This is a genomic window from Streptomyces sp. NPDC005706, from assembly GCF_040631045.1.
GTDB lineage: Bacteria > Actinomycetota > Actinomycetes > Streptomycetales > Streptomycetaceae > Streptomyces.
In genome coordinates this window covers 1-24,408 of sequence record NZ_JBEXYS010000015.1, presented here as the reverse complement: position 1 = coordinate 24,408, position 24,408 = coordinate 1, and the positions used below count along the sequence as shown (strand labels likewise).

At 66.1% G+C, this 24,408-nt stretch carries 36 protein-coding genes and 2 pseudogenes; 37 read left to right on the top strand and 1 reads right to left on the bottom strand.

All coding sequences use genetic code 11. The features are described 5' to 3' along the window. Window positions 1-11 precede the first annotated feature (11 nt). The 3 genes from ABZ478_RS23275 (at window position 12) to ABZ478_RS23265 (ending at window position 2,982) form a co-directional block, all read left to right on the top strand. Window positions 12-392, top strand: coding sequence for a hypothetical protein (locus ABZ478_RS23275; protein ID WP_359552382.1), 381 nt, complete (start codon window positions 12-14; stop codon window positions 390-392). Between the two features lie 17 nt (window positions 393-409). Beyond that, window positions 410-2,443, top strand: a complete 2,034-nt coding sequence (locus tag ABZ478_RS23270; RefSeq protein WP_359552380.1) for a hypothetical protein — start codon at window positions 410-412, stop codon at window positions 2,441-2,443. Between the two features lie 239 nt (window positions 2,444-2,682). Next, a complete protein-coding gene (locus tag ABZ478_RS23265; protein ID WP_359552378.1) occupies window positions 2,683-2,982 on the top strand; it encodes a hypothetical protein in 300 nt (99 codons plus the stop codon). 98 nt (window positions 2,983-3,080) lie between these two features. Here ABZ478_RS23265 and ABZ478_RS23260 read toward each other — a convergent pair whose 3' ends face one another. Further along, window positions 3,081-3,509, bottom strand: a complete 429-nt coding sequence (locus ABZ478_RS23260) for a type II toxin-antitoxin system PemK/MazF family toxin (RefSeq protein ID WP_359552596.1) — start codon at window positions 3,507-3,509, stop codon at window positions 3,081-3,083. Between ABZ478_RS23260 and ABZ478_RS23255 the strand changes: the two are divergent. The 34 genes and pseudogenes from ABZ478_RS23255 to ABZ478_RS23090 form a co-directional block, all read left to right on the top strand. Then, window positions 3,508-4,534: pseudogene (locus ABZ478_RS23255) on the top strand (IS701 family transposase); the annotation flags it as partial. The gene ABZ478_RS23260 and the pseudogene ABZ478_RS23255 sit on opposite strands and share 2 nt — an antisense overlap. Window positions 4,535-4,941: 407 nt before the next feature. Next, complete coding sequence (locus ABZ478_RS23250; RefSeq protein WP_359552376.1) at window positions 4,942-5,394, top strand: hypothetical protein; 453 nt, start codon at window positions 4,942-4,944, stop codon at window positions 5,392-5,394. Window positions 5,395-5,452: 58 nt separating this feature from the next. Beyond that, window positions 5,453-7,720 carry a hypothetical protein gene (locus ABZ478_RS23245; protein ID WP_359552374.1) on the top strand — a complete coding sequence of 756 codons (2,268 nt, stop codon included), beginning with the start codon at window positions 5,453-5,455 and terminating at the stop codon, window positions 7,718-7,720. Beyond that, window positions 7,720-8,376 carry a hypothetical protein gene (locus ABZ478_RS23240; RefSeq protein ID WP_359552372.1) on the top strand — a complete coding sequence of 219 codons (657 nt, stop codon included), beginning with the start codon at window positions 7,720-7,722 and terminating at the stop codon, window positions 8,374-8,376. The genes ABZ478_RS23245 and ABZ478_RS23240 overlap by 1 nt, the downstream gene beginning before the upstream one ends. Before the next feature lie 13 nt (window positions 8,377-8,389). Beyond that, on the top strand, window positions 8,390-9,070 hold the full coding sequence (locus ABZ478_RS23235; protein ID WP_359552370.1) for a hypothetical protein: 681 nt from the start codon (window positions 8,390-8,392) through the stop codon (window positions 9,068-9,070). Window positions 9,071-9,534: 464 nt separating this feature from the next. Then, on the top strand, window positions 9,535-9,843 hold the full coding sequence (rpsJ, locus tag ABZ478_RS23230) for a 30S ribosomal protein S10 (protein WP_003948644.1): 309 nt from the start codon (window positions 9,535-9,537) through the stop codon (window positions 9,841-9,843). Between the two features lie 17 nt (window positions 9,844-9,860). Further along, window positions 9,861-10,505, top strand: a complete 645-nt coding sequence (gene rplC / locus ABZ478_RS23225) for a 50S ribosomal protein L3 (RefSeq protein ID WP_005481233.1) — start codon at window positions 9,861-9,863, stop codon at window positions 10,503-10,505. 8 nt (window positions 10,506-10,513) lie between these two features. Then, entirely contained in the window at window positions 10,514-11,170 is a 657-nt protein-coding gene (gene rplD, locus ABZ478_RS23220; RefSeq protein WP_199211604.1) for a 50S ribosomal protein L4, read from the top strand. Continuing rightward, window positions 11,170-11,589: a 50S ribosomal protein L23 gene (gene rplW / locus ABZ478_RS23215; protein ID WP_351672676.1), complete on the top strand. Its 420-nt coding sequence runs from the start codon at window positions 11,170-11,172 to the stop codon at window positions 11,587-11,589. The genes rplD and rplW overlap by 1 nt, the downstream gene beginning before the upstream one ends. Before the next feature lie 38 nt (window positions 11,590-11,627). After that, on the top strand, window positions 11,628-12,464 hold the full coding sequence (rplB, locus tag ABZ478_RS23210) for a 50S ribosomal protein L2 (RefSeq protein WP_031167077.1): 837 nt from the start codon (window positions 11,628-11,630) through the stop codon (window positions 12,462-12,464). Window positions 12,465-12,476: 12 nt separating this feature from the next. Then, complete coding sequence (rpsS, locus tag ABZ478_RS23205; protein ID WP_003992359.1) at window positions 12,477-12,758, top strand: 30S ribosomal protein S19; 282 nt, start codon at window positions 12,477-12,479, stop codon at window positions 12,756-12,758. 44 nt (window positions 12,759-12,802) lie between these two features. After that, window positions 12,803-13,150, top strand: a complete 348-nt coding sequence (gene rplV, locus ABZ478_RS23200; protein WP_003974262.1) for a 50S ribosomal protein L22 — start codon at window positions 12,803-12,805, stop codon at window positions 13,148-13,150. Beyond that, on the top strand, window positions 13,150-13,971 hold the full coding sequence (gene rpsC / locus ABZ478_RS23195; protein ID WP_014674374.1) for a 30S ribosomal protein S3: 822 nt from the start codon (window positions 13,150-13,152) through the stop codon (window positions 13,969-13,971). Before rplV ends, rpsC begins: the two co-directional genes overlap by 1 nt. 5 nt (window positions 13,972-13,976) lie before the next feature. Next, complete coding sequence (rplP, locus tag ABZ478_RS23190) at window positions 13,977-14,396, top strand: 50S ribosomal protein L16 (protein ID WP_143627890.1); 420 nt, start codon at window positions 13,977-13,979, stop codon at window positions 14,394-14,396. Next, a complete protein-coding gene (rpmC, locus tag ABZ478_RS23185) occupies window positions 14,396-14,620 on the top strand; it encodes a 50S ribosomal protein L29 (RefSeq protein WP_030174543.1) in 225 nt (74 codons plus the stop codon). Before rplP ends, rpmC begins: the two co-directional genes overlap by 1 nt. After that, window positions 14,620-14,907 (top strand): 30S ribosomal protein S17, encoded by a 288-nt coding sequence (gene rpsQ, locus ABZ478_RS23180; protein ID WP_003992363.1) that lies wholly within the window; start codon window positions 14,620-14,622, stop codon window positions 14,905-14,907. Before rpmC ends, rpsQ begins: the two co-directional genes overlap by 1 nt. 129 nt (window positions 14,908-15,036) lie before the next feature. After that, entirely contained in the window at window positions 15,037-15,405 is a 369-nt protein-coding gene (gene rplN / locus ABZ478_RS23175; RefSeq protein ID WP_003998823.1) for a 50S ribosomal protein L14, read from the top strand. A gap of 2 nt (window positions 15,406-15,407) precedes the next feature. Further along, on the top strand, window positions 15,408-15,731 hold the full coding sequence (gene rplX, locus ABZ478_RS23170) for a 50S ribosomal protein L24 (RefSeq protein WP_351672679.1): 324 nt from the start codon (window positions 15,408-15,410) through the stop codon (window positions 15,729-15,731). Further along, window positions 15,731-16,288 (top strand): 50S ribosomal protein L5, encoded by a 558-nt coding sequence (gene rplE, locus ABZ478_RS23165; RefSeq protein WP_067119440.1) that lies wholly within the window; start codon window positions 15,731-15,733, stop codon window positions 16,286-16,288. The genes rplX and rplE overlap by 1 nt, the downstream gene beginning before the upstream one ends. 5 nt (window positions 16,289-16,293) lie before the next feature. Next, window positions 16,294-16,479 (top strand): type Z 30S ribosomal protein S14, encoded by a 186-nt coding sequence (locus ABZ478_RS23160; RefSeq protein WP_003948630.1) that lies wholly within the window; start codon window positions 16,294-16,296, stop codon window positions 16,477-16,479. Between the two features lie 212 nt (window positions 16,480-16,691). After that, the gene (rpsH, locus tag ABZ478_RS23155; RefSeq protein ID WP_007384075.1) at window positions 16,692-17,090 is read left to right on the top strand and encodes a 30S ribosomal protein S8; all 399 of its coding nucleotides are present in this window, start codon (window positions 16,692-16,694) and stop codon (window positions 17,088-17,090) included. A 24-nt stretch (window positions 17,091-17,114) separates the two neighbouring features. Beyond that, window positions 17,115-17,654, top strand: a complete 540-nt coding sequence (gene rplF / locus ABZ478_RS23150) for a 50S ribosomal protein L6 (RefSeq protein WP_359552367.1) — start codon at window positions 17,115-17,117, stop codon at window positions 17,652-17,654. 3 nt (window positions 17,655-17,657) lie between these two features. After that, window positions 17,658-18,041, top strand: coding sequence for a 50S ribosomal protein L18 (gene rplR, locus ABZ478_RS23145; protein ID WP_073901437.1), 384 nt, complete (start codon window positions 17,658-17,660; stop codon window positions 18,039-18,041). Window positions 18,042-18,080: 39 nt separating this feature from the next. Further along, on the top strand, window positions 18,081-18,686 hold the full coding sequence (gene rpsE, locus ABZ478_RS23140) for a 30S ribosomal protein S5 (RefSeq protein WP_007494753.1): 606 nt from the start codon (window positions 18,081-18,083) through the stop codon (window positions 18,684-18,686). Continuing rightward, window positions 18,686-18,868: a 50S ribosomal protein L30 gene (rpmD, locus tag ABZ478_RS23135; protein WP_003974250.1), complete on the top strand. Its 183-nt coding sequence runs from the start codon at window positions 18,686-18,688 to the stop codon at window positions 18,866-18,868. Before rpsE ends, rpmD begins: the two co-directional genes overlap by 1 nt. A gap of 2 nt (window positions 18,869-18,870) precedes the next feature. Next, window positions 18,871-19,326: a 50S ribosomal protein L15 gene (gene rplO / locus ABZ478_RS23130; protein ID WP_030745257.1), complete on the top strand. Its 456-nt coding sequence runs from the start codon at window positions 18,871-18,873 to the stop codon at window positions 19,324-19,326. A gap of 233 nt (window positions 19,327-19,559) precedes the next feature. After that, window positions 19,560-20,873 carry a preprotein translocase subunit SecY gene (gene secY / locus ABZ478_RS23125; RefSeq protein WP_359552366.1) on the top strand — a complete coding sequence of 438 codons (1,314 nt, stop codon included), beginning with the start codon at window positions 19,560-19,562 and terminating at the stop codon, window positions 20,871-20,873. Then, window positions 20,873-21,538, top strand: a complete 666-nt coding sequence (locus tag ABZ478_RS23120) for an adenylate kinase (RefSeq protein WP_359552365.1) — start codon at window positions 20,873-20,875, stop codon at window positions 21,536-21,538. The genes secY and ABZ478_RS23120 overlap by 1 nt, the downstream gene beginning before the upstream one ends. A 98-nt stretch (window positions 21,539-21,636) precedes the next feature. Then, the gene (gene map / locus ABZ478_RS23115; RefSeq protein WP_359552363.1) at window positions 21,637-22,473 is read left to right on the top strand and encodes a type I methionyl aminopeptidase; all 837 of its coding nucleotides are present in this window, start codon (window positions 21,637-21,639) and stop codon (window positions 22,471-22,473) included. A 244-nt stretch (window positions 22,474-22,717) separates the two neighbouring features. Further along, window positions 22,718-22,939, top strand: a complete 222-nt coding sequence (gene infA, locus ABZ478_RS23110; RefSeq protein WP_003948620.1) for a translation initiation factor IF-1 — start codon at window positions 22,718-22,720, stop codon at window positions 22,937-22,939. A 58-nt stretch (window positions 22,940-22,997) separates the two neighbouring features. After that, window positions 22,998-23,111, top strand: a complete 114-nt coding sequence (rpmJ, locus tag ABZ478_RS23105) for a 50S ribosomal protein L36 (RefSeq protein WP_003998809.1) — start codon at window positions 22,998-23,000, stop codon at window positions 23,109-23,111. Between the two features lie 192 nt (window positions 23,112-23,303). Continuing rightward, window positions 23,304-23,684: a 30S ribosomal protein S13 gene (rpsM, locus tag ABZ478_RS23100; protein ID WP_031167100.1), complete on the top strand. Its 381-nt coding sequence runs from the start codon at window positions 23,304-23,306 to the stop codon at window positions 23,682-23,684. A gap of 70 nt (window positions 23,685-23,754) precedes the next feature. Then, complete coding sequence (gene rpsK / locus ABZ478_RS23095) at window positions 23,755-24,159, top strand: 30S ribosomal protein S11 (protein WP_003956432.1); 405 nt, start codon at window positions 23,755-23,757, stop codon at window positions 24,157-24,159. Between the two features lie 145 nt (window positions 24,160-24,304). Next, window positions 24,305-24,408: pseudogene (locus tag ABZ478_RS23090) on the top strand (DNA-directed RNA polymerase subunit alpha); the annotation flags it as partial.

Here is a 24,408-nt window from a genome sequence, read left to right as displayed (position 1 = left end):
AGGGGCGAGCGGTGGACGGTCCGGCAGGAGGGTACGGCGGGTACGGCCACGGCCCTGGCGCGGGGAGACTGGCGTCCACCCCCGCCGAGAAACGGGCGGCGGCCAAGGCGCTGAACGACCACATCGAGCCGGACACCCGCCGGGCCGGCGAGTGGGCGGACGAAGAGACCGGCGCGGCGGTGAAGGCCTTCGGCGCGCGCGACGGACACGGCTGGCTCACCTCGGCGGCGCTGCGCAAGGCCCACGCGACCTGGGGCGACCAGGTGCGGAACCTGATGGACCGGCTGGGTGCCGAGAAGGACGCGCTGTGCAGTACGAACGTGGTCCTCACCAGCTCGGACGTGGCAGCCGGCTCCGCACTCCGTCGCACGTCCGCGCTCGACCTGTACTGACGGGGGAACGGCCGGGCATGCCGACCTACCACGAGATCATGAGCACCGACCTCGCCACGCTCACCGGCGCAGCCGAGCGCTGGGAGGGCATGGCGACGGAGTTCGCGAAGCAGGAACGGGCGTACCACCGGGACGTCCACCGCATCACGACGGGCCCCGCCTGGAGCGGGATGAGCGCGGAGGCGGCCCACGGCCGCTTCGGCGTCACGCTCAAGGAACTGCAGTACGCCCAGACGGAGGCAAAGGCCATCGCCTCACTGCTGCGCGACGCCCACGCCCAGTTCACGGAGCTGAAGGGCCGGCTCACGGCGGCGCGCGAGGAGGCCCGGGCGGCCGGGATGCGGATCTCGGACCGGGGCCGGGTCAGCGCCGACCCCGCGCACGCGAAGGAACCGGACGAGTCGTCCGTGCGGTCCTGGCAGGACCGTGTCGACGCGGCGGTACGAGCCGTGACGGACGCGGACACGGGTGTGGAGACCGCTCTGGCGGCAGTGGTCGTCGACTCGGACCCGTTGGCCGGCGGCCGGGGATTCAACGGCCGGGCGCTGGGGGACATCGAGAAGTACGAGGCACTGGCCGCGGAGGAGACACTCAGCAGGCTCAGCCGGGGAGAGCACCTGTCGCAACGCGAACTGACCGAACTGCAGCGGACGTTCCGCGACAACTCCGACGACGAGGCGTTCTCCCGGACCCTGCTGGACGACCTGGGCGCGGGGGGCACGATCACCCTGACGAACGAGCTCAACGACCTGATCCACGTGCGCGGCGGACCGGGGTCGGGCACGTACTCGACGATCGAGTCGGGGCTCGCGGACACAGTGGCGACGGCGACGAGGGACACGGAGTCGCCCTGGTACAAGCACTGGCGATCCTCCATGCGGCACGCCGGCATCGAGCACTACGCCACGGACGCGCAGGGCGAACGGATGGACAAGGCGGTGGGATACCAGTCCCTCGTCACCCTGATGCACAAGGGCCACGGCTACGCGCCGAAGATGCTCGAGAACCTGACCGACGACATGATCGCGGCGGAGCGCCGGGACCCGGGCATCTGGCAGCTGAAGCACGAGTACAGCGGCAAGCACGGCGGCTGGTTCGCCAACGACCCGGTGGACGGCGCGCTGGACATCATGAGCCACGACCCCCACACGGCCGCGGACTACCTCGGCTCGGACGCCCGCATGAAGTACCTGGTCAAGGACCGGGACTGGAACGTCGTCCTGCACGAGCACGGGGGAGACAAGAACGGCACCTACGCGGCCGGCCTCGACGCGGACGACCGAGCGGGCTTCGGCAGGGCGCTCCAGGCGGCGACCACGGGAATCGACCCGTCCGACAGACACGCCCACTACGTGCCCCACACCAAGCAGAACGACGCGATCCTCCGGTCGGCGATCAGCCACCTGTCAGACAGCGGCGACAAATTCCCGCCGTCCCTGCGGCAGCCCATGGCATCGATCCTGGTCAACCACGGCGAGACCGTGCACGCCTCGATGAGCGAAATCGACATCGCCAAGTCCCCTTTGCCCCAGGACCAGCTCTTCGAGGTGACCAAGCAGGTATCGAAGGACAAGGACGCCTACGGCACGCTCAACGGCGGCTTGAACCAGGCGATGGTCTCGGGCATCCACGACGATCACTCCAAGTCCACCGAACCCCTGCTCCGCGCAGGCCGCACCGTCGGCTTCCTCGAAGAGGCCCGCATCCAGGCCCAGGGCGACCCCAAAACAGCCACCTTCGAAGCGAAGCCGGTCTTCGACAAGGCGATCAGCTACATCCCGGTCGTCAGCAATGACGTGCAGCAGGGGTTCGATTACGTCACGGGGAAGTGGATGGCGGACGAGCAGAAGCGGTTGGACGAGGAGCAATCTCAGAAAAACATCGACGCCTTTGATGCGCGTAACGGCCAACTGATGGGGCTTGCCCGAGAATGGACCAAGATGCACAGACGGGACGGCACTCTCGACTATGCTGCTAAAAGTGAGATCGGCGGGGCGGCCGAGGACGGTATGGCTCACGCAACGGGCGTATCTGGAGTGCAGCCACAGTGATCTCACATCTGTGCAGGCGCTCAGTGGGCTTGGTCGTGTTGCCACTCCTGGCCGTAAGTGTCTCCTGCGGTGAATCCTCCGATCGGGTAATTCCGGAAGTAATCTGCGGAACGCGTGTCGATCCCGACCTCACGCGCCCGCTCGTGACGTCCACTGGCAAGTTGAGTCAGTACGACAGAGTGGATCGTTCTGAAGCGGTTACCGCTCCGTGCCTCGTCCTAGTACAGGATGTCGTGGCTATGCGCTTCCGATTCTCATGGGACGCTGATGAAGCGGATCTCATGTATCTGGCGAAAGATACCGGAAAAGTTTCCGGCGTTAATGCGCCACGTTATTTGAATGGCGCCCCCTATAAAACGCTTGTCGGGACTGACGGTGCGATTTCGCAAGCTGTCTGCAAAACCAAAGCTGGTGGGTACTTTACTCTTACCTTCCAGCTCCCCCAGGTGAAACTGACAGACCAATCCCACCGCAACGACATCGAGAAGTTCATGCGCGCCTACTTCCCGGCCACAGTAAAAGCGCTCGGTTGCGCCTAGTACTCCAGCCGTAGATCGTGATCTTGTTGCTGGAGTGCGGTGGAGAGGGGGCCGGCGTCGGTCGTCGATGAGATCGAGCTGGGTAGCAGAGGCGTCCGCTACTCGAGTCCTTCGAGACGGCGGGCATCTTTGATCTCGTGGAACCTGGCAGCCGTCATCGGGGTCCACTCCCTCCTCTGTCCAGTGGCATGGAGGGCTTCTCCAACCTCGCTGAGCTTCACGGAAGACAACACACCCGCCAGCTCGATCAGGTCGTCCCGGGCCATGGTGGTCAGCCATGTGCACGGAGTAAAGCCAGGACGCGGGAACGCGAACCGCAGCACTCCTTCGAAGGGCAATCCCTCCAGGGCGCCTACTGCCACTTCAACGCCCAGGCCGCTGATGTCGACACCCGCTGGCGCAACGACCTGCATCGCCTGAAACCCGGATGACTCCTCGTCCGACAGCGGCACGACCGGGCGTCGCTCGTCGAAGTCGGTCACAGCGTAGACCCTTGCCCGCTGGCAAGAGGCGTTCGAGGTCCTGATGTCCCGGATAGCGAGCCGGTTCGTGCGGGTTGAACCCCGGCTTTGGGTGCGGGACTTGGTAATGGGGCTGCTGTCGGACCTGCCGCGCAAGAACTGCTGGAGCATCGCCGAGTGGGCCGGGCAGGCCGGCCCGGACGGCATGCAGCACCTGCTCGGCCGGGCCAAGTGGGATGCCGACCGGGTACGCGATGACGTGCGCGAGTACGTGCTGGAACATGCACGACGACGATGCCGTGCTGGTCGTCGACGAGACCGGGGACGTGAAGAAAGGTACGCACACCGTCGGTGTCCAGCGCCAGTACACCGGCACGGCCGGGAGGATCGAAAACGCGCAAGTCGCTGTCTACCTCGTCTACGCAGGCCGCCGCGGACATGCGGCGATCGACCGCGAGCTGTACGTCCCGTGCTCGTAGACGTGCGACCCGGACCGCTGCCGAGCGGCGGGACTCGGCGAGGACACCGTCTTCGCGACCAAGCCGGAGCTGGCCGCCCGCATGATCGGCCGGTTCCTTGACGCCGGGCACCGCGTGGGCTGGGTCGCGGGGGACGAGGTCTACGGCGGCAACCCCAAGCTGCGATCCGCGCTGGAAGAGCGCCAGGTCGGCTACGTGCTCGCCGTTGCCTGCTCGGACGAAGTCACCACCGGCGCGGGGAAGTTCCGCGCAGATGCCCTGGCCGTGAAGGTGCCGAAGCGGGCCTGGCAGAAGCTGTCGGCAGGGGCCCGGCGCCAAGGGGCACCGCTTCTACGACTGGGCCGTCATCGACCTGGCCGAACCCGCTCCGGCAGCCACCAACTGCTGATCCGCCGCAACCGCACCACCGGTGAAAGGGCCTACTACCGCTGCTGGTCGCCAGCTCCGGTGCCTTTGGCCACGCTCGTGCGGGTCGCCGGGTCCAGATGGCGGGTGGAGGAGATCTTCCAGTCTGGAAAGGGCCTGGCCGGACTGGACGAGCACCAGGTCCGCCGCTTCACCTCGTGGTCTCGCTGGGTCACCCTCGCAATGCTCGCCCACGCCTTCCTCGCCGTCATCCGCGCCGACGAACGCGCCCGCCATCCCGCCCCGGACGGGCTGATCCCGCTCACTCGCAACGAGATCCAGCGACTGTTCACCACGCTCGCCGTCCGGCCCGTGCACGATGGTCCGCCTGGCGACGCCGCCATCAGGCTCGAGCCCAAGCCAGCCACTACCGCCGACAAGCCGCGAACCAGGCATGAAGATCACGATCTACGGCTGGAGTACTAGGTGCCAGTACCCCGTAAGGGGCCCCTCTGGTTTGCGGGCGCACTCCCGCAACTGTGAAGGAGTCGTGCACATGCCGTCCGTGTGACGCCGGTCGCAGGGGTGCACGGTAAGGGGATGGTAGGAATGATCGAGGCCAACTGGGCTACATATGGTGCGAGTTGTCGTGATACGGGGGAGTAGCGGGCCAGATGACATGGGACGAGTGGGAGCAGCTCAAGACCGAGGCATCTCAGAGGCGGCCTGCGCAGATGCAACTCAACCAACTGTCGGCCGACGCGAGCGGTGGCGGCGGACAGCCCGACCTCGTCGTGCATGACGATGAGCTGGGCAGGCTCGGCAACATGGCGTACGACCTGCGCGAGCGACTGCACGTGGACGGCGACTTCGCGCGGCCGAGTACGTTCACGGCGTCCAACGACCTCTTCAACGACGGCCTGGACATGGGCTCCGCACTCCTCGAAGTGCACGACGCGTGGAACACGCAGCTGCAGACCCTGAACGAAGCCTGCGCCCACATCTCCAACCACCTCGATTACAGCCGTGCGCAGCACGCCAAGGACGAAGCTCACGTCGGGACCGGCATGCGGAACCTGGACGGTCAGCTCATGACGGTCTCACGTATCAACGACTACTTCCGCTGACGAGTGCCGCGCGAGGTTGCCGACCGGAAGCGACAGCGACAACGGGGGACTGATTCACATGGCGGCGGACACCCTGACCGTCCAGGAGCTCACCGACCTGCGTCTCGGCACCCTGAAGACCGCGGTGGACGACTGGAAGACCATGACCGGCCGGCTGGAGAAGCTGACAACCGGAGGCGCCGGCGACGTCAGCGCGTCAGATCTGGAGAAGAAGGCCAACACCGCGGACTGGAAGGGCGTCAACGCGACGGTCTCCCGTGAGTTCGTGGCCAAAACGGCGAAGCAGTTCGCCGACGCGGCGGCCGAGGCGAAGAGCGTCCTGGGGCTGCTGCGCGACGCGCACGCCGACCTCACCGGGCACAAGAAGGACCTGAGCGCGGCCATCGACGAGCTCGCGAAGAAGAACATCTATGTCGGCGGCAACGGCAAGGTCAGCTCCTCGGTCCCTTCCGGTGCGGCGGCCGGTGACGGCAAGGGCATCCACCAGCCGGGCGACGAGGAACTGGACGCGGCTCGGCAGCGGATCACCCGGATCCTGCGGGAAGCGACCGAGACCGACCGGATCGTGGCCCGGGCCCTGCGCGGCCTGGCGAAGAACAAATACGACTTCACCGAGACGGGGCCAGGGTCGGTCAAGCAGGCGGACCGTGAGCAGGGCCGGGCGGACGCCGAGTACTGGAAGAAGCAGATCGCCAAGGGGAACGTCGACGATTGGAGCGAGGACGAACTCGCCCGCTTCAACCGGACACTGGAGGACCAGCGGGACAACCCCGGCTTCAGCGAAGCCTTCGCCACCGGCTTGGGCGCGGACGGCACTCTCCAGTTCTGGCGGGACCTCGCGGCTCCGCCGGGCGGGGCTGTCGAGGGCGACAGGGCAAAGATGCTGGCGCACGTCCAGGACAACCTCAGCATGACCCTGGCCAACGCCACCCACGGCGACGGCCCTGCCATGGAGGCATGGAAGAAGGACATGATCGCGGCCGGCACGAAGCCGTTCCCGGTCGACCCTTCCATGCCCATGGGCCCGAACGGTTTCCAGGTCATGAGCAGCCTCATGCACAAGGGGAAATTCGACTCGGGCTTCCTGGACGACTACGGCCGGGCGATGGTGAAGTACGAGCGCGACTACCCGGGGGATCCCAAGGTCGCGTGGCGTGACACCACCAGCCTCGACTACCCGCCCACCGATCATCCCAACGATCCCGTCACCGGCTTCATGGACGCGCTCGGCCACAACCCGGAAGCCTCCCTTGAGTTCTTCGGCGAATCCACCGGTCAGGGCGACGGCAAGATGACGAACTTCGACTACTTGGCGGGCCACGAGAAGGGTGCCCGCCAGTGGCCGGTGAGTGACGACGGTAAACCGCTCGGTTACGCCAAACTGGGCCACGCCCTGGAGTCCGCCACGCTGGGATATCCGTATGACGAGAAGGATCCCCACATTCCCCCGCTGAAGACCGAGGCGCAGATCCACGTCCAAGAGGAACGGGCCGATCTGATGCGAACGGTCATGAAGAACTACAGCTCATCGGACGTCATTGAGAAGCAGCCGGGTATAAGTGGCAGTCTGGCGAAGATGGCGGCAGGTCACATCGACAGCCTCAATTATTCCGTCGCTACGTTTGGCGGCAACGAGATGGGAAATGGCCGCGACGAGCGCTTCGGCATGGAGAGGGCTCATCTCGCCGACTTCCAAGCATCGACCACTGCGAACTTCCTTCGGGCTGTCGCCGGCGACGAGGACGCCTACAACACTCTCTCTGCGGCACAGCAGACGTATGGAACCAGTCTCATGGCCGCCCAGGGTGACGACGGTGATGTGAAGCGTGTTGCCATGCACAGCATCATGATGCACGGAATGCTCGACCAGGCACGCTTCGAGAGTATCGGTCATGAGTTCGCCGATCAGAAGGAAGCCGCCAACAGGGAGCTGGAGAAACAGGGGGCGTGGCGGGACTTTGCCGCCGGCGCGGTGATCGGTACTGCGGTGGGGGTTGCTTCGGAGGTTGTCGTTCCCGTCGGTGCGGCGGCGGCGATCGCCGTTCCTCTTGCCTTCGAGGCGGGAGGAGGAGCGGCGGAGACGCACATGGCGAACCAGACTCTCGACTGGCTCAAGGAAAACGAGTACGACAACACCGACAAGGCGCTCGAGGGCATTGACAAGGCCAGATCGGTCGGCCAGCAGAATGCTATGGCGCCGCTTCTGAACTACGCCCAGTCGAACGGCAAGTCCGACGACGAGATCTGGGATCTGTCGACTGAGGCGGAGGACGCCTATAACCGGGGTCGTGCGCGCACTGACACCAAGGACGTTCGAGGATACTGATGATCAGACCGATTCCCGCTTCTTTGCTTTTGGCTGCCCTGGTCATGGCCGCCACATCGTGCAGTGCGGAGACAGACAATCCGGACCGGGCGGCTGATAGCTGCGCGGCCGTCCTCGGTGAATCCGGGGTCAAGTGGATCAAGGGGAATGTGGCCAAGAACCAGGTGCGGGATCTCGACTGGGAGGGCGACAAACTGGGGCGCGCCCGGGATCAGTACCGCCGTCAGATGGAGTCGTGGGACCCGGATGGTCAGCACTGGGAATCGGAAGTCTGCACGGTGTCGAGGTCCCGATACCCGGTGAGTAAGCGACTGATGCTCGAGTTCGGTCCGTCGTCCCTGGCTTTCGATGCGCCGATGGGAGCCGGTAATGGAAAGGTCACTCCGGTGAATTCCGACGTGTTCTTGCACCAGGTGAGTGACTACCGCGGAGACACTCACTACGGGGTGTACGTGAAGTGCAAGATCAAAGGCACCCCTGAACGGCAGGGGACCCGGACTCCGCTGGCGGGCGTACTGACCGACACGCTGACCAGGGGGACGTCGGACCGTGAGCACATGTCGTACCTGCTGCACGCGACACGGGTGATGGTGCGCACCCTCGACTGCCAGAACAAGCCGTCGGTGCCCACCACGGCCCCGGCCACCAGAGACTGAGGCGGCCGGCGACATGCGGCTCTCTCCTGCCATACCCCTGCTCGTGACCCTCCTGCTCGGGTCGACGGCGTGCAGCTCCGGCGACACCGAGGGCGCCGGAACCGGCGACAGGACTCGGAAGGCCTGCGAAGACCTGCTCGGCTCGGCCGGTGAGAAGTGGGTCAAGGAGAACAGCCCGCGTGACACCGGGCTGGTCGATGTGCAGGACATCGAGAGCGCCAAGACTGATTTCTACGACGACGCCAGGTCGTGGAAACCCGGTAGCAAGGCGCTCCCGTCCTTCGCGGAGTCCGAGCTGTGCCGGGTCGTGGTCCGTGGTCAGGAGCGGCACACGAGCCGTCTGTCGATCAGCTTCGGCGCGTCCACCTTCCCTTTCGACTCACCGTTCGGCGAGAAGTCGGACGTGTACGACGAGGAGAAGCCGATCCACGTCAACGCCGACGTCAAGCTGGTGGTGCGGAAGGACGACGGCACCTACGACTACTCCGTCTACGTCAAGTGCCGGGTACCCGGTGCCCCCGCCGGCCAGGAGGCGGGGGTGCCGCTCGCCGGCTCCATGACCGACACGCTCACCCGGGCCACCGGGCCCGACCCGCACCTGCGGTACCTCCTGCACTCGGCCCGCGTGGCGGCCGGGGAGTTCGGGTGCCGCAACCACCCGGTGGTCCCGGCAAGCCCTCCCGCGGCCGGCTGAGGACGGCTCCCGGACGCGCCGTCCAGGGCCCGGATCCCGTCAGGGTTTGACCTGCGTCACTCCACGGGTAATCTCTTCCGCCCGATTGGCCAGCCCACCGCCCCATATGGCAGACTGTCCGAGTTGCTCGGTCGAGTGTTGATGCTGCGCGCCTCCCGCCGGGAGGACTGGAAGCGAGTCCCACAGTACTCGTCGCCCTAACTGCCCACGGGCAGCACTGGGGCGGACGTACGGGAATCTTCCGGGAAGTGTGGGCGCGGCACCGGCCAGGCACCCGGTGGGCCTTGGGTCCCCGGTCCGCGGTTCCGGAAGGGCCGTCGCATTCCCCGCAGGGATGTTCGAACAAGGGACATCTGTGTCAGCGGAAGAGCGACACACCCGACCGCGTGGGTCGGAGGAGGCAAGGCAGCAGAAGGAATCCGCCGGGTTCCAGAGCGTTGAAGAGACAGGACTACTGAGTAGCCATGGCGGGACAGAAGATCCGCATCCGGCTCAAGGCCTACGACCACGAGGTCATCGACTCCTCGGCGAAGAAGATCGTCGAGACGGTGACCCGCACTGGTGCGTCGGTCGCGGGCCCGGTGCCGCTGCCCACTGAGAAGAACGTGTACTGCGTCATCAAGTCGCCGCACAAGTACAAGGACTCGCGCGAGCACTTCGAGATGCGCACGCACAAGCGCCTGATCGACATCCTCGACCCCACCCCCAAGACCGTTGACTCTCTGATGCGACTCGACCTCCCGGCCGGTGTCGACATCGAGATCAAGCTCTGAGGGTCGGTGAGCTGAGAATGGCTAAGCAGATCAAGGGCATCCTGGGCGAGAAGCTCGGCATGACGCAGGTGTGGGACGAGAACAACCGTGTTGTTCCGGTCACCGTCGTCAAGGCCGGCCCCAATGTCGTCACCCAGGTCCGTACGAACGATGTCGACGGCTACGAGTCCGTCCAGATCGCTTTCGGCGAGATCGACCCGCGCAAGGTGAACAAGCCCCTCAAGGGTCACTTCGCCAAGGCCGACGTCACCCCCCGCCGCCACCTCGTCGAGATCCGCACCGCGGACGCCTCCGAGTACACGCTGGGCCAGGAGATCTCCGCGGAGGTCTTCGAGGCCGGCGTCAAGGTGGACGTGACCGGCAAGAGCAAGGGCAAGGGCTTCGCCGGTGTCATGAAGCGTCACAACTTCAAGGGCCTCGGCGCCGGACACGGCACCCAGCGCAAGCACCGCTCGCCCGGTTCCATCGGTGGCTGCGCCACCCCGGGCCGCGTGTTCAAGGGCCTCCGCATGGCGGGTCGCATGGGCAACGAGCGGGTCACCACCCAGAACCTGACCGTCCACGCCGTTGACGCGGAGAAGGGTCTGCTGCTCATCAAGGGCGCGGTTCCCGGTCCGAACGGCGGCCTCGTCCTGGTCCGCACCGCGGCCAAGGGGGCCTGAGGTAACCGATGAGCACTGTTGACATCCTTTCGCCTGCGGGCGAGAAGACCGGTAGCGTCGAGCTCCCCGCGGAGATCTTCGGCGTGGAGAAGATCAGCATCCCGCTGATCCACCAGGTCGTCGTCGCGCAGAACGCCGCTGCCCGCCAGGGCACGCACAAGACCAAGCGTCGCGGTGAAGTCCGTGGTGGCGGCAAGAAGCCGTACCGCCAGAAGGGCACCGGCCGCGCCCGTCAGGGTTCGACCCGCGCCCCGCAGTTCGCCGGCGGTGGCGTCGTCCACGGCCCGCAGCCGCGTGACTACTCGCAGCGGACCCCGAAGAAGATGAAGGCCGCGGCCCTGCGCCACGCCCTCACCGACCGGGCCCGCCACAACCGCATCCACGTCGTCTCCGGCGTGATCGCGGGCGAGACCCCCTCCACCAAGGCCGCCAAGACGCTGTTCGGCAAGATCTCGGAGCGCAAGAACCTGCTCCTGGTCGTCGACCGCGCCGACGAGGCCGCGTGGCTGTCCGCCCGCAACCTGCCCCAGGTCCACATCCTGGAGCCGGGCCAGCTGAACACGTACGACGTTCTCGTCTCGGACGACGTGGTCTTCACCCAGGCCGCGTTCGAGTCCTTCGTGTCTGGCCCCAAGGCCGCTGACACCGAAGGGAGCGAAGCCTGATGGCTACGCGTCACCCGAGCATCGCCTCGAAGGCCGCCAAGGCCGCCAAGGCCGCGCGCGTCGCCAAGGCGAAGCGCCACGCCACCGAGGGCAAGAACACTGTCGAGACCCCGCTGAGCAAGTCGTACACGGACCCCCGTGACGTCCTGCTGAAGCCGGTCGTCTCGGAGAAGAGCTACGCGCTCATCGACGACAACAAGTACACGTTCATCGTCGACCCGAACGCCAACAAGACCCAGATCAAGCAGGCCGTCCAGGCGGTCTTCGACGTCAAGGTCACCGGGGTCAACACGATCAACCGCCAGGGCAAGCGCAAGCGGACCCGCACCGGCTTCGGCCAGCGCGCGGCGACCAAGCGCGCGATCGTGACCCTCGCCGAGGGCGACCGTATCGACATCTTCGGCGGTCCGACCGCGTAAGCGGGTCGGATCGTCCGATATCGGACGAGGACTGAGAAATGGGAATCCGCAAGTACAAGCCGACTACGCCGGGCCGTCGTGGCGCCAGCGTCGCCGACTTCGTCGAGGTCACGCGGTCCACGCCGGAGAAGTCGCTGGTCCGCCCCCTGCACAGCAAGGGCGGCCGTAACAACGCCGGTCGTGTGACCGTTCGCCACCAGGGTGGCGGACACAAGCGCGCCTACCGAGTGATCGACTTCCGTCGTCACGACAAGGACGGCGTGCCGGCGAAGGTCGCGCACATCGAGTACGACCCCAACCGCACCGCGCGCATCGCGCTGCTGCACTACGCCGACGGCGAGAAGCGCTACATCCTCGCCCCGCGCAACCTGCAGCAGGGTGACCGTGTCGAGAACGGTCCCGGGGCCGACATCAAGCCGGGCAACAACCTGGCCCTCCGCAACATCCCGGTCGGTACCACGATCCACGCGATCGAGCTCCGTCCCGGTGGCGGTGCCAAGTTCGCCCGCTCCGCCGGTGCCTCCGTGCAGCTGCTCGCGAAGGAGGGCTCGATGGCCCACCTCCGCATGCCGTCCGGTGAGATCCGCCTGGTCGACGTCCGCTGCCGCGCCACCATCGGTGAGGTCGGCAACGCCGAGCAGAGCAACATCAACTGGGGCAAGGCCGGCCGTAAGCGGTGGCTGGGCGTTCGCCCGACCGTCCGTGGTGTCGTCATGAACCCGGTCGACCACCCGCACGGTGGTGGTGAGGGCCGGACCTCCGGTGGCCGCCACCCTGTGTCCCCGTGGGGCAAGAAGGAAGGCCGTACTCGTTCGCCCAAGAAGGCGTCGAACAAGTACATCGTCCGCCGCCGCAAGACGAACAAGAAGCGCTAAGGACGGGTTGAGATGCCTCGTAGCCTGAAGAAGGGGCCCTTCGTCGACGACCACCTGATCAAGAAGGTGGACGCCCAGAACGAAGCCGGCACCAAGAACGTCATCAAGACCTGGTCCCGTCGCTCCATGATCGTCCCGGCCATGCTGGGCCACACGCTCGCGGTGCACAACGGCAAGACCCACATCCCGGTGTTCGTCACCGAGTCGATGGTCGGCCACAAGCTCGGCGAGTTCTCGCCGACGCGCACCTTCCGGGGTCACGTCAAGGACGACCGGAAGTCGAAGCGCCGCTAAACGCGGATCGCATTCAGACACGTAAGTAACTGAGAGGGACAACCATGGAAGCCAGGGCCCAGGCGCGGTACATCCGCGTTACGCCCATGAAGGCCCGCCGCGTGGTGGACCTTATCCGTGGCATGGACGCCACGGAGGCTCAGGCGGTCCTGCGATTCGCTCCGCAGGCCGCCTCAGTGCCCGTCGGCAAGGTGCTCGACAGCGCCATCGCCAACGCCGCGCACAACTACGACCACACCGACGCCGACAGCCTCTTCATCTCTGAGGCGTACGTCGACGAGGGCCCGACCCTGAAGCGGTTCCGGCCGCGTGCCCAGGGCCGTGCCTACCGGATCCGCAAGCGGACCAGCCACATCACCGTGGTCGTCAGCAGCAAGGAAGGAACCCGGTAATGGGCCAGAAGGTTAACCCGCATGGGTTCCGGCTCGGTGTCACGACCGACTTCAAGTCGCGTTGGTACGCCGACAAGCTGTACAAGGACTACGTCAAGGAAGACGTCGCCATCCGTCGGATGATGACGTCCGGCATGGAGCGCGCCGGCATCTCGAAGGTTGAGATCGAGCGCACCCGTGACCGCGTGCGGGTGGACATCCACACCGCTCGTCCGGGCATCGTCATCGGCCGCCGTGGCGCCGAGGCCGACCGCATCCGCGGTGACCTCGAGAAGCTCACGGGCAAGCAGGTCCAGCTGAACATCCTCGAGGTCAAGAACCCCGAGACCGACGCTCAGCTGGTTGCCCAGGCCGTTGCCGAGCAGCTTTCCTCCCGCGTCTCCTTCCGCCGCGCCATGCGTAAGAGCATGCAGTCGGCGATGAAGGCCGGCGCCAAGGGCATCAAGATCCAGTGCGGCGGCCGCCTCGGCGGCGCCGAGATGTCCCGCTCGGAGTTCTACCGCGAGGGCCGCGTGCCCCTGCACACGCTCCGTGCGAACGTGGACTACGGCTTCTTCGAGGCCAAGACGACCTTCGGCCGCATCGGCGTGAAGGTCTGGATCTACAAGGGCGACGTCAAGAACATCGCCGAGGTCCGCGCCGAGAACGCTGCGGCCCGTGCGGGTAACCGCCCGGCCCGTGGCGGTGCCGACCGCCCGGCCCGTGGTGGCCGTGGTGGCGAGCGGCGCGGTCGTAAGCCGCAGCAGGCTGCCGGCGCCGAGGCCCCCAAGGCCGAGGCTCCCGCCGCCGCTCCGGCTGAGAGCACCGGAACGGAGGCCTGACCGAAATGCTGATCCCCCGTAGGGTCAAGCACCGCAAGCAGCACCACCCGAAGCGCAGCGGCGCTGCCAAGGGCGGCACGCAGGTTGCGTTCGGCGAGTACGGCATCCAGGCGCTCACCCCGGCGTATGTGACGAACCGCCAGATCGAGGCCGCTCGTATCGCCATGACGCGTCACATCAAGCGTGGTGGCAAGGTCTGGATCAACATCTACCCGGACCGTCCCCTCACCAAGAAGCCTGCCGAGACCCGCATGGGTTCCGGTAAGGGTTCTCCGGAGTGGTGGATCGCCAACGTCAAGCCCGGACGCGTGATGTTCGAGCTGTCGTACCCCAACGAGAAGATCGCCCGTGAGGCGCTGCTTCGTGCGGCCCACAAGCTGCCGATGAAGTGCCGGATCGTCAAGCGCGAGGCAGGTGAAGCGTGATGTCGGCCGGTACCAAGGCGTCCGAGCTGCGCGAGCTGGGCAACGAGGAGCTTCTGGGTAAGCTCCGCGAGGCCAAGGAAGAGCTGTTCAATCTCCGCTTCCAGGCGGCGACCGGTCAGCTCGAGAACCACGGCCGGCTGAAGGCCGTCCGTAAGGACATCGCGCGGATCTACACCCTGATGCGTGAGCGCGAGCTGGGCATCGAGACGGTGGAGAGCGCCTGATGAGTGAGAGCAACGTGACTGAGCAGACTGCAGAGGCCCGCGGCTTCCGCAAGACCCGTGAGGGTCTCGTCGTCAGCGACAAGATGGACAAGACCGTCGTCGTCGCTGTCGAGGACCGCGTCAAGCACGCGCTGTACGGCAAGGTCATCCGCCGTACCAACAAGCTCAAGGCTCACGACGAGCAGAACGCCGCGGGCGTCGGCGACCGCGTCCTCCTCATGGAGACCCGGCCGCTGTCCGCGACGAAGCGCTGGCGCGTCGTCGAGATCCTCGAGAAGGCCAAGTAGGTAATTCCCGCAAGGGAGTTGCAAAAGTACGTTCCTGCGGGGCATCCCTCGCAGGACAGTTCCGCCAGGCTCCGGGAGCCGCTCCGCTGAGCGGCTCCCGGGGAACCGGCAGACAAACAGGAGATAGACGTGATCCAGCAGGAGTCGCGACTGCGCGTCGCCGACAACACTGGTGCGAAGGAAATCCTTTGCATCCGTGTGCTCGGTGGCTCCGGTCGCCGCTACGCGGGCATCGGTGACGTCATCGTCGCCACCGTCAAGGACGCGATCCCCGGTGGCAACGTGAAGAAGGGTGACGTCGTCAAGGCCGTCATCGTTCGCACCGTCAAGGAGCGCCGCCGTCCGGACGGCTCGTACATCCGCTTCGACGAGAACGCCGCCGTCATTCTGAAGAACGACGGCGACCCTCGCGGCACCCGTATCTTCGGCCCGGTCGGCCGTGAGCTGCGCGAGAAGAAGTTCATGAAGATCATCTCGCTCGCGCCGGAGGTGCTGTAAGCATGAAGATCAAGAAGGGCGACCTGGTCCAGGTCATCACCGGCAAGGACAAGGGCAAGCAGGGCAAGGTCATTGCCGCTTACCCGCGCGACGAGCGTGTCCTGGTCGAGGGTGTCAACCGGGTCAAGAAGCACACCAAGGCCGGTCCGACCGCTGGCGGTTCGCAGGCCGGCGGCATCGTCACCACCGAGGCGCCGATCCACGTCTCCAACGTCCAGCTGGTCGTTGAGAAGGACGGCCAGAAGGTCGTCACGCGTGTCGGTTACCGCTTCGACGATGAGGGCAACAAGATCCGCGTTGCCAAGCGGACGGGTGAGGACATCTGATGGCTACCACCACCACTCCGCGCCTGAAGCAGAAGTACCGCGAGGAGATCGCGGGCAAGCTGCGTGACGAGTTCAAGTACGAGAACGTCATGCAGATCCCCGGTCTCGTCAAGATCGTGGTCAACATGGGTGTGGGCGACGCCGCCCGCGACTCCAAGCTGATCGAGGGCGCCATCCGCGACCTCACCACGATCACCGGCCAGAAGCCGCAGGTCACCAAGGCTCGCAAGTCCATCGCGCAGTTCAAGCTGCGTGAGGGCCAGCCGATCGGTGCCCACGTCACGCTTCGTGGCGACCGCATGTGGGAGTTCCTGGACCGCACCCTGTCGCTCGCGCTGCCGCGCATCCGCGACTTCCGCGGCCTGTCCCCCAAGCAGTTCGACGGCCGTGGCAACTACACCTTCGGTCTCACGGAGCAGGTCATGTTCCACGAGATCGACCAGGACAAGATCGACCGCACCCGGGGTATGGACATCACCGTGGTGACCACGGCGACCAACGACGCTGAGGGCCGTGCGCTCCTTCGTCACCTCGGCTTCCCGTTCAAGGAGGCGTGAGCGAGATGGCGAAGAAGGCTCTGATCGCTAAGGCTGCTCGCAAGCCCAAGTTCGGTGTGCGTGGCTACACCCGCTGCCAGCGCTGCGGCCGCCCGCACTCCGTGTACCGCAAGTTCGGCCTGTGCCGCGTGTGCCTTCGTGAGATGGCTCACCGTGGCGAGCTGCCGGGCGTGACCAAGAGCTCCTGGTAATCCCTGTAATAGGGGATTCCTGAAGCTCTCGGTAAGCATCTGGGTCGGCAGAAGCCCTTCTCCACGTGCCGTAGGCTTGTGGAGTTGGGCGTCTGCCGCGCCCTTACGACTTACTACGCCGTAGGTCCACCGCGCCGCACCCGTCCCGTCTCGGATCGGGGAGAGGGATGGCGCACCAGGAAACCCCGGCGAGAGAGGCCGAAGGCCAATTCATGACCATGACTGATCCGATCGCAGACATGCTTACGCGTCTGCGGAACGCGAACTCGGCATACCACGACTCCGTGACGATGCCGGCATCGAAGATCAAGTCTCACATCGCGGAGATCCTCCAGCAGGAGGGCTTCATCACGGGCTGGAAGGTCGAGGACGCCGAGGTCGGCAAGAACCTCGTTCTCGAGCTGAAGTTCGGCCCGAACCGTGAGCGCTCCATCGCGGGCATCAAGCGGATCTCCAAGCCCGGTCTCCGGGTTTACGCGAAGTCCACCAACCTGCCGAAGGTGCTCGGCGGCCTGGGCGTGGCGATCATCTCCACGTCGCACGGGCTCCTCACCGACAAGCAGGCCGGCAAGAAGGGCGTGGGTGGGGAAGTCCTCGCCTACGTCTGGTAGCGGAAGGGAACGGAGGAAACAGCTATGTCGCGTATTGGCAAGCTCCCCATCACGGTTCCCGCCGGCGTGGACGTCACCATCGACGGCCGTACGGTCTCGGTCAAGGGCCCCAAGGGCACGCTGACCCACACCGTTGTCGCGCCGATCGACATCGTCAAGGGTGAGGACGGCGTGCTGAACGTCAGCCGTCCGAACGACGAGCGTCAGAACAAGGCCCTGCACGGCCTGTCCCGCACGCTGGTGGCGAACATGATCACCGGCGTGACCCAGGGTTACGTGAAGAAGCTCGAAATCAGCGGTGTCGGTTACCGCGTGACGGCCAAGGGCTCGAACCTCGAGTTCGCGCTCGGCTACAGCCACCCGATCGTCGTCGAGGCGCCCGAGGGAATCACCTTCAAGGTGGACTCCCCGACCCGCTTCCAGGTCGAGGGCATCGACAAGCAGAAGGTCGGCGAGGTTGCGGCCAACATCCGCAAGCTGCGCAAGCCCGACCCGTACAAGGCCAAGGGCGTCAAGTACGAGGGCGAAGTCATCCGCCGCAAGGTCGGAAAGGCGGGTAAGTAAGCCATGGCATACGGACAGAAGATCCTCAAGGGCGACGCCTACAAGCGCGCCGCGATCAAGCGCCGCCACATCCGGATTCGCAAGAACCTCTCCGGTACGGCGGAGCGTCCGCGTCTGGTCGTGACCCGCTCCAACCGCCACATCGTGGCGCAGGTGATCGACGACCTCAAGGGCCACACCCTGGCGTCCGCGTCCACCCTGGACGCGTCCGTCCGCGGCGGCGAGGGCGACAAGTCCTCGCAGGCCAAGCAGGTCGGCGCCCTGGTCGCCGAGCGTGCCAAGGCCGCCGGTGTCGAGGCTGTCGTGTTCGACCGTGGTGGCAACCAGTACGCCGGGCGCATCGCCGCCCTGGCGGACGCCGCCCGCGAAGCCGGGCTCAAGTTCTGAGCCTGCCGTAGCTAGCGGAAACGAAGAGAGGTAATTCCAATGGCTGGACCCCAGCGCCGCGGTGGCGGTGCCGGTGGCGGCGAGCGGCGGGACCGGAAGGGCCGTGACGGCGGCGCTGCTGCCGCCGAGAAGACCGCGTACGTTGAGCGCGTCGTCGCGATCAACCGCGTCGCCAAGGTTGTGAAGGGTGGTCGTCGCTTCAGCTTCACCGCGCTGGTCGTGGTGGGCGATGGTGACGGCACCGTGGGTGTCGGATACGGCAAGGCCAAGGAGGTGCCGGCCGCCATCGCCAAGGGTGTTGAGGAGGCCAAGAAGCACTTCTTCAAGGTCCCCCGCATCCAGGGCACCATCCCGCACCCGATCCAGGGTGAGAAGGCTGCCGGCGTCGTGCTGCTCAAGCCCGCGTCCCCCGGTACCGGCGTTATCGCCGGTGGTCCGGTGCGTGCCGTGCTCGAGTGCGCCGGTATCCACGACATCCTGTCGAAGTCGCTCGGCTCCGACAACGCGATCAACATCGTGCACGCCACCGTGGCGGCCCTCAAGGGCCTGCAGCGTCCCGAGGAGGTCGCGGCCCGCCGCGGTCTGCCGCTCGAGGACGTCGCTCCCGCGGCCCTGCTGCGTGCGCGTGCCGGGGCGGGTGCGTGATGGCTCAGCTCAAGATCACGCAGGTCAAGTCCTACATCGGCAGCAAGCAGAACCACCGTGACACCCTGCGCTCCCTTGGTCTCAAGGGAATCAACACGCAGGTCGTCAAGGAGGACCGCCCCGAGTTCCGCGGCATGGTGCACACCGTCCGCCACCTCGTGACGGTCGAGGAGGTCGACTGATCATGGCGGAGCAGAACCCGCTCAAGATCCACAACCTCCGTCCCGCCCCGGGCGCCAAGACCGCCAAGACCCGTGTGGGTCGTGGTGAGGCGTCGAAGGGTAAGACGGCCGGTCGTGGTACCAAGGGCACCAAGGCCCGTTACCAGGTTCCGGAGCGCTTCGAGGGTGGCCAGATGCCCCTCCACATGCGCCTCCCGAAGCTGAAGGGCTTCAAGAACCCGTTCAAGACCGAGTACCAGGTCGTGAACCTCGACAAGCTGGCCGCGCTCTACCCCGAGGGTGGCGAGGTCACCGTCGAGGGTCTGGTGGCCAAGGGTGCCGTTCGCAAGAACAGCCTTGTCAAGGTCCTGGGCCAGGGCGAGGTCTCCGTGGCGCTGCAGGTGACGGTCGACGCCGTCTCCGGCTCCGCCAAGGAGAAGATCACCGCCGCCGGCGGTACGGTCACCGAGCTGGTCTGAGTCCCTCAGGCTCCTCGATGACGTGAACGACCCGACCGGGGATACTCCACAAAAGGGGTATCCCCGGTCGGTCGTTCCAAGGGCAGTGGTCTCGCCGGTAAGGTGGCCTGCACTGTCCACTTTCACTGGGTGCCTCCCATGGGGCACTCTGAGCGGCAGTTGGCCGTTATTCATTCGTCGAACCTCAAGACCGTCACCCTTGACGCAGTTGCGCGGGGGTCGCAGGAGGCACCGTGCTCACCGCGTTCGCCCGGGCGTTCAGGACGCCCGACCTGCGCAAGAAGCTGCTCTTCACGCTGGCAATCATCGTGGTCTACCGGGTCGGTACCCACATCCCGATCCCCGGCGTCAACTACAAGGCCGTCCAGACGTGCGTGAAAGAGGCGTCCGGCAATCAGGGCCTCTTCGGTCTCGTCAACATGTTCAGCGGTGGCGCGCTGCTCCAGATCACGATCTTCGCGCTCGGCATCATGCCGTACATCACGGCGAGCATCATTCTGCAGCTGCTGACCGTGGTCATCCCGCGGCTGGAGGCCCTGAAGAAGGAAGGCCAGGCGGGTACCGCGAAGATCACGCAGTACACCCGTTACCTGACCGTGGCGCTCGCCATCCTTCAGGGCACGGGTCTCGTCGCCACCGCGCGCAGCGGCGCCCTGTTCGGCCGGTGCTCGGTGGGCGGCCAGATCGTCCCCAACCAGTCGATCTTCACCACCATCACGATGGTCATCTGCATGACGGCCGGCACGGCCGTCGTCATGTGGCTCGGTGAGCTGATCACCGACCGCGGCATCGGCAACGGCATGTCGATCCTGATGTTCATCTCGATCGCCGCGACCTTCCCGTCCGCGCTGTGGGCCATCAAGAAGCAGGGCACCCTGGCCGGCGGCTGGATCGAGTTCAGCACCGTCATCCTGGTCGGCCTGGTCATGGTCGCGCTGGTGGTCTTCGTCGAGCAGGCCCAGCGCCGCATCCCGGTGCAGTACGCGAAGCGCATGATCGGGCGCCGTTCCTACGGCGGTACGTCCACGTACATCCCGCTCAAGGTGAACCAGGCGGGTGTGATTCCCGTCATCTTCGCCTCGTCGCTGCTGTACATTCCGGCGCTGCTCGCCCAGTTCGCGGGGGGCAAGTCGGGCTGGAAGACCTGGGTCGAGCAGAACCTGACCAAGGGCGACCACCCGATTTACATCGCTTCGTACTTCTTGCTCATCGTATTCTTCGCGTTCTTCTACGTGGCGATCTCCTTCAACCCCGAGGAAGTCGCCGACAACATGAAGAAGTATGGTGGCTTCATCCCGGGCATCCGGGCTGGCCGACCGACCGCTGAGTACCTCAGCTACGTGCTCAACCGGATCACCTGGCCGGGTTCGCTGTATCTGGGTCTGATCGCTCTCGTACCGACAATGGCGTTGGTGGGCTTCGGGGCAAGCCAGAACTTCCCGTTCGGCGGGACCAGCATCCTCATCATCGTGGGTGTCGGTCTCGAGACGGTGAAGCAGATCGAGAGCCAGCTTCAGCAGCGCAATTACGAAGGGTTCCTCCGCTGATGCGTATCGTCCTCGTCGGGCCGCCGGGTGCCGGTAAGGGAACGCAAGCCGTCCGACTCGCCGAGAAGCTGGGCATCCCGCACATCTCGACGGGCGACCTGTTCCGCGCAAACATCAGCCAGCAGACCGAGCTGGGCAAGCTCGCGAAGTCCTACATGGACGCGGGGAACCTCGTACCCGACGAGGTCACCATCGCGATGGCCAAGGACCGCATGGAGCAGCCCGACGCGGAGAACGGCTTCCTGCTGGACGGCTTCCCGCGGAACGTCTCGCAGGCCGAGGCGCTCGACGCGCTGCTGGAGTCCGAGGGCATCAAGCTGGACGCCGTCCTGGACCTCGAGGTCCCGGAGGAGGAGGTCGTCAAGCGGATCGCCGGCCGGCGCATCTGCCGCAACGACTCGTCCCACGTCTTCCACGTGACGTACAGCCCGGCCAAGCAGGAAGGCGTCTGCGACGTCTGCGGCGGTGAGCTGTACCAGCGCGACGACGACTCCGAGGAGACCGTCCGCACGCGGCTGGAGGTCTACCACACGCAGACCGAGCCGATCATCGACTACTACAAGTCGCAGGGCCTGGTCCGCACGATCTCCTCGCTGGGTCCGGTGGACGAGATCACCGAGCGGGCGCTGGAGGCGCTGAAGCGCGAGAAGGCCGAGAACAAGTAGATCGCGGTCCTTCCGGCCGCGGCGCCCTCACGGGCGTCGCGGCCGTAGTGTTGTGTACGTAACCCAGCCGACGTGAGTGATGGAGAGCGCAGGCCCCCATGGTGCAGATCAAGAGCCCCGAGCAGATCGCCAAGATGCGTGCGGCGGGGCTGGTCGTCGCCGCCATCCACGCGGCCACCCGGGAGGCCGCGGTGCCCGGTGCCAGCACCAGGGATCTGGACGAGGTGGCCCGCAAGGTGCTCGCCGAGCACGGCGCGAAGTCGAACTTCCTCGGCTACGGCGGTTTCCCCGCGACCATCTGCACCTCGGTGAACGACGTGGTCGTCCACGGCATCCCGTCCGAGGACGTCGTCCTCAAGGACGGCGACATCATCTCCATCGACTGCGGCGCGATCGTCGACGGCTGGCACGGTGACGCCGCCTACACGGCCTTCGTGGGCTCCGGTCACGCCCCGGAGCTGATCGAGCTCTCCCGGGTGACGGAGGAGTCGATGTGGGCCGGCATCGCGGCCATGAAGCAGGGCAACCGGCTGGTCGACGTCTCCCGTGCCATCGAGACGTACATCCGCCGCCAGCCGAAGCCGGGCGGCGGCAAGTACGGGATCATCGAGGACTACGGCGGTCACGGCATCGGCACCGAGATGCACATGGACCCGCATCTGCTGAACTACGTCGACCGCCGTCGCGGCAAGGGCCCCAAGCTGGTCCCCGGCTTCTGCCTCGCGATCGAGCCCATGGTCTCCCTCGGCACCCCCCGCACGGAGGTCCTGTCCGACGACTGGACCGTGATCACCACGGACGGCACCTGGTCCTCCCACTGGGAGCACTCGGTCGCCCTGACCGAGCAGGGCCCGCTGGTCCTGACGGCCCCCGACGGCGGCAAGGCCAAGCTGGCCGAGTTCGGCATCACCACCGCGCCCGACCCGCTCGCCTGACGGCGCGGCCGGGCCGCGACGCCGGCCGACGGGTCGCCGCCCCCGGGCCGCGGCCGCCGCCTCCGCGATCCCCTGGAGTAGGGATCACCGGCATGGGGCAGACTTCCTCGATTCGTGTTTCCGGGTGCGCTGACGTAGACTGACTCGTCGGCTCTCGTGCACCCGCATGTCCGCATGCGCTCGCCAGTCGCCCCCCCGGGGCGAAAAGAGAGTCGATCAAGGTAGTCGATTCGAAGGGCGAAGCGTGGCCAAGAAGCAAGGTGCCATCGAGATCGAGGGCACTGTCGTCGAGTCTCTGCCGAACGCCATGTTCAAGGTCGAGCTCCAGAACGGCCACCAGGTCCTGGCACACATCAGCGGCAAGATGCGTATGCACTACATCCGCATCCTCCCTGACGACCGGGTCGTGGTGGAGCTGTCTCCGTACGACCTGACGCGTGGCCGGATCGTCTACCGGTACAAGTAGATCTTGCCCGCGCTTCGGGCCTCCCGGAGCGATGGCACTGACCCGGAGAACCTCACCAATGAAGGTCAAGCCGAGCGTCAAGAAGATCTGCGACAAGTGCAGGGTGATCCGCCGTCACGGTCGGGTCATGGTCATCTGCGAGAACCCGCGCCACAAGCAGCGCCAGGGCTGACGCAGGACCGATCCCTCTGCATCCATCGCAGAGATTCGCGCGACGCAAGCTGAATTTGTTCATACGCAGAACCCGAGTCTCTTGAGACTCGACACCCCCGGTTCGGAGGCCGGGGACCCGGTCCGTACCTGGTACGGCGGGCTGGGAGCCGGTTCTGCGGAAGACCTCCGAAGATTCACCAGGAGCCATTGAATGGCACGCGTTTCCGGTGTTGACATCCCGCGCGAAAAGCGCGTGGAGGTCGCCCTCACCTACGTGTTCGGCATCGGCCGGACCCTCTCCCAGCAGACGCTGGCCGAGACCGGTATCGACCCGAACACTCGCGTCCGTGACCTGACCGAAGAGCAGCTGGTCGCGATCCGCGAGTACGTCGACAACAACATCAAGACCGAGGGTGACCTCCGTCGCGAGATCCAGGCCGACATCCGCCGCAAGGTCGAGATCGGTTGCTACCAGGGTCTCCGTCACCGTCGTGGTCTGCCCGTCCGCGGTCAGCGCACCAGCACGAACGCTCGTACCCGCAAGGGCCCGCGTCGCGCCATCGCCGGCAAGAAGAAGCCGGGCAAGAAGTAGTCCTCAGCGGACAACGCTTCATCAGCGGTCTTCGCTGTAGGACCGACCACCTCCCCGTAGGAGTTTGTAGATGCCCCCCAAGGGACGTCAGGGCGCTGCCAAGAAGGTGCGCCGCAAGGAAAAGAAGAACGTCGCTCACGGCCACGCGCACATCAAGAGCACGTTCAACAACACGATCGTCTCCATCACGGACCCGTCGGGCAACGTGATCTCCTGGGCCTCCGCCGGCCACGTCGGCTTCAAGGGCTCCCGGAAGTCCACGCCGTTCGCCGCGCAGATGGCCGCCGAGTCGGCTGCCCGCCGCGCCCAGGAGCACGGCATGCGCAAGGTCGACGTGTTCGTCAAGGGCCCGGGCTCCGGTCGTGAGACCGCGATCCGCTCCCTGCAGGCCACGGGCCTCGAGGTCGGCTCCATCCAGGACGTCACCCCGACCCCGCACAACGGCTGCCGCCCGCCGAAGCGCCGCCGCGTCTGAGGCCAGGCTGCTTTCAGGGTCCGGGCGGTACTGCTCCGTAAGGGGCGTACCGCCCGTACCCTTGCAGTACCCGCGCTTCTCATGGGCGCGGTTTCCGTCGGGCGTCAAATAGCGGGCGTCCACGAATGAAGGATCTGAATCACACATGCTGATCGCTCAGCGTCCCTCGTTGACCGAAGAGGTCGTCGACGAGTTCCGCTCCCGGTTCGTGATCGAGCCGCTGGAGCCGGGCTTCGGCTACACCCTCGG

Excerpts from the sequence above, each read along its gene's own strand:
- ABZ478_RS23270 (WP_359552380.1), top strand. The coding sequence starts at position 410 with ATGCCGACCTACCACGAGATCATGAGCACCGACCTCGCCACGCTCACC.
- ABZ478_RS23265 (WP_359552378.1), top strand. The coding sequence starts at position 2,683 with ATGCGCTTCCGATTCTCATGGGACGCTGATGAAGCGGATCTCATGTAT.
- ABZ478_RS23250 (WP_359552376.1), top strand. The coding sequence starts at position 4,942 with ATGACATGGGACGAGTGGGAGCAGCTCAAGACCGAGGCATCTCAGAGG.
- ABZ478_RS23245 (WP_359552374.1), top strand. The coding sequence starts at position 5,453 with ATGGCGGCGGACACCCTGACCGTCCAGGAGCTCACCGACCTGCGTCTC.
- ABZ478_RS23240 (WP_359552372.1), top strand. The coding sequence starts at position 7,720 with ATGATCAGACCGATTCCCGCTTCTTTGCTTTTGGCTGCCCTGGTCATG.
- ABZ478_RS23235 (WP_359552370.1), top strand. The coding sequence starts at position 8,390 with ATGCGGCTCTCTCCTGCCATACCCCTGCTCGTGACCCTCCTGCTCGGG.
- rpsJ (WP_003948644.1), top strand. The coding sequence starts at position 9,535 with ATGGCGGGACAGAAGATCCGCATCCGGCTCAAGGCCTACGACCACGAG.
- rplC (WP_005481233.1), top strand. The coding sequence starts at position 9,861 with ATGGCTAAGCAGATCAAGGGCATCCTGGGCGAGAAGCTCGGCATGACG.
- rplD (WP_199211604.1), top strand. The coding sequence starts at position 10,514 with ATGAGCACTGTTGACATCCTTTCGCCTGCGGGCGAGAAGACCGGTAGC.
- rplW (WP_351672676.1), top strand. The coding sequence starts at position 11,170 with ATGGCTACGCGTCACCCGAGCATCGCCTCGAAGGCCGCCAAGGCCGCC.
- rplB (WP_031167077.1), top strand. The coding sequence starts at position 11,628 with ATGGGAATCCGCAAGTACAAGCCGACTACGCCGGGCCGTCGTGGCGCC.
- rpsS (WP_003992359.1), top strand. The coding sequence starts at position 12,477 with ATGCCTCGTAGCCTGAAGAAGGGGCCCTTCGTCGACGACCACCTGATC.
- rplV (WP_003974262.1), top strand. The coding sequence starts at position 12,803 with ATGGAAGCCAGGGCCCAGGCGCGGTACATCCGCGTTACGCCCATGAAG.
- rpsC (WP_014674374.1), top strand. The coding sequence starts at position 13,150 with ATGGGCCAGAAGGTTAACCCGCATGGGTTCCGGCTCGGTGTCACGACC.
- rplP (WP_143627890.1), top strand. The coding sequence starts at position 13,977 with ATGCTGATCCCCCGTAGGGTCAAGCACCGCAAGCAGCACCACCCGAAG.
- rpmC (WP_030174543.1), top strand. The coding sequence starts at position 14,396 with ATGTCGGCCGGTACCAAGGCGTCCGAGCTGCGCGAGCTGGGCAACGAG.
- rpsQ (WP_003992363.1), top strand. The coding sequence starts at position 14,620 with ATGAGTGAGAGCAACGTGACTGAGCAGACTGCAGAGGCCCGCGGCTTC.
- rplX (WP_351672679.1), top strand. The coding sequence starts at position 15,408 with ATGAAGATCAAGAAGGGCGACCTGGTCCAGGTCATCACCGGCAAGGAC.
- rplE (WP_067119440.1), top strand. The coding sequence starts at position 15,731 with ATGGCTACCACCACCACTCCGCGCCTGAAGCAGAAGTACCGCGAGGAG.
- ABZ478_RS23160 (WP_003948630.1), top strand. The coding sequence starts at position 16,294 with ATGGCGAAGAAGGCTCTGATCGCTAAGGCTGCTCGCAAGCCCAAGTTC.
- rpsH (WP_007384075.1), top strand. The coding sequence starts at position 16,692 with ATGACCATGACTGATCCGATCGCAGACATGCTTACGCGTCTGCGGAAC.
- rplF (WP_359552367.1), top strand. The coding sequence starts at position 17,115 with ATGTCGCGTATTGGCAAGCTCCCCATCACGGTTCCCGCCGGCGTGGAC.
- rplR (WP_073901437.1), top strand. The coding sequence starts at position 17,658 with ATGGCATACGGACAGAAGATCCTCAAGGGCGACGCCTACAAGCGCGCC.
- rpsE (WP_007494753.1), top strand. The coding sequence starts at position 18,081 with ATGGCTGGACCCCAGCGCCGCGGTGGCGGTGCCGGTGGCGGCGAGCGG.
- rpmD (WP_003974250.1), top strand. The coding sequence starts at position 18,686 with ATGGCTCAGCTCAAGATCACGCAGGTCAAGTCCTACATCGGCAGCAAG.
- rplO (WP_030745257.1), top strand. The coding sequence starts at position 18,871 with ATGGCGGAGCAGAACCCGCTCAAGATCCACAACCTCCGTCCCGCCCCG.
- ABZ478_RS23120 (WP_359552365.1), top strand. The coding sequence starts at position 20,873 with ATGCGTATCGTCCTCGTCGGGCCGCCGGGTGCCGGTAAGGGAACGCAA.
- map (WP_359552363.1), top strand. The coding sequence starts at position 21,637 with ATGGTGCAGATCAAGAGCCCCGAGCAGATCGCCAAGATGCGTGCGGCG.
- rpmJ (WP_003998809.1), top strand. The coding sequence starts at position 22,998 with ATGAAGGTCAAGCCGAGCGTCAAGAAGATCTGCGACAAGTGCAGGGTG.
- rpsM (WP_031167100.1), top strand. The coding sequence starts at position 23,304 with ATGGCACGCGTTTCCGGTGTTGACATCCCGCGCGAAAAGCGCGTGGAG.
- rpsK (WP_003956432.1), top strand. The coding sequence starts at position 23,755 with ATGCCCCCCAAGGGACGTCAGGGCGCTGCCAAGAAGGTGCGCCGCAAG.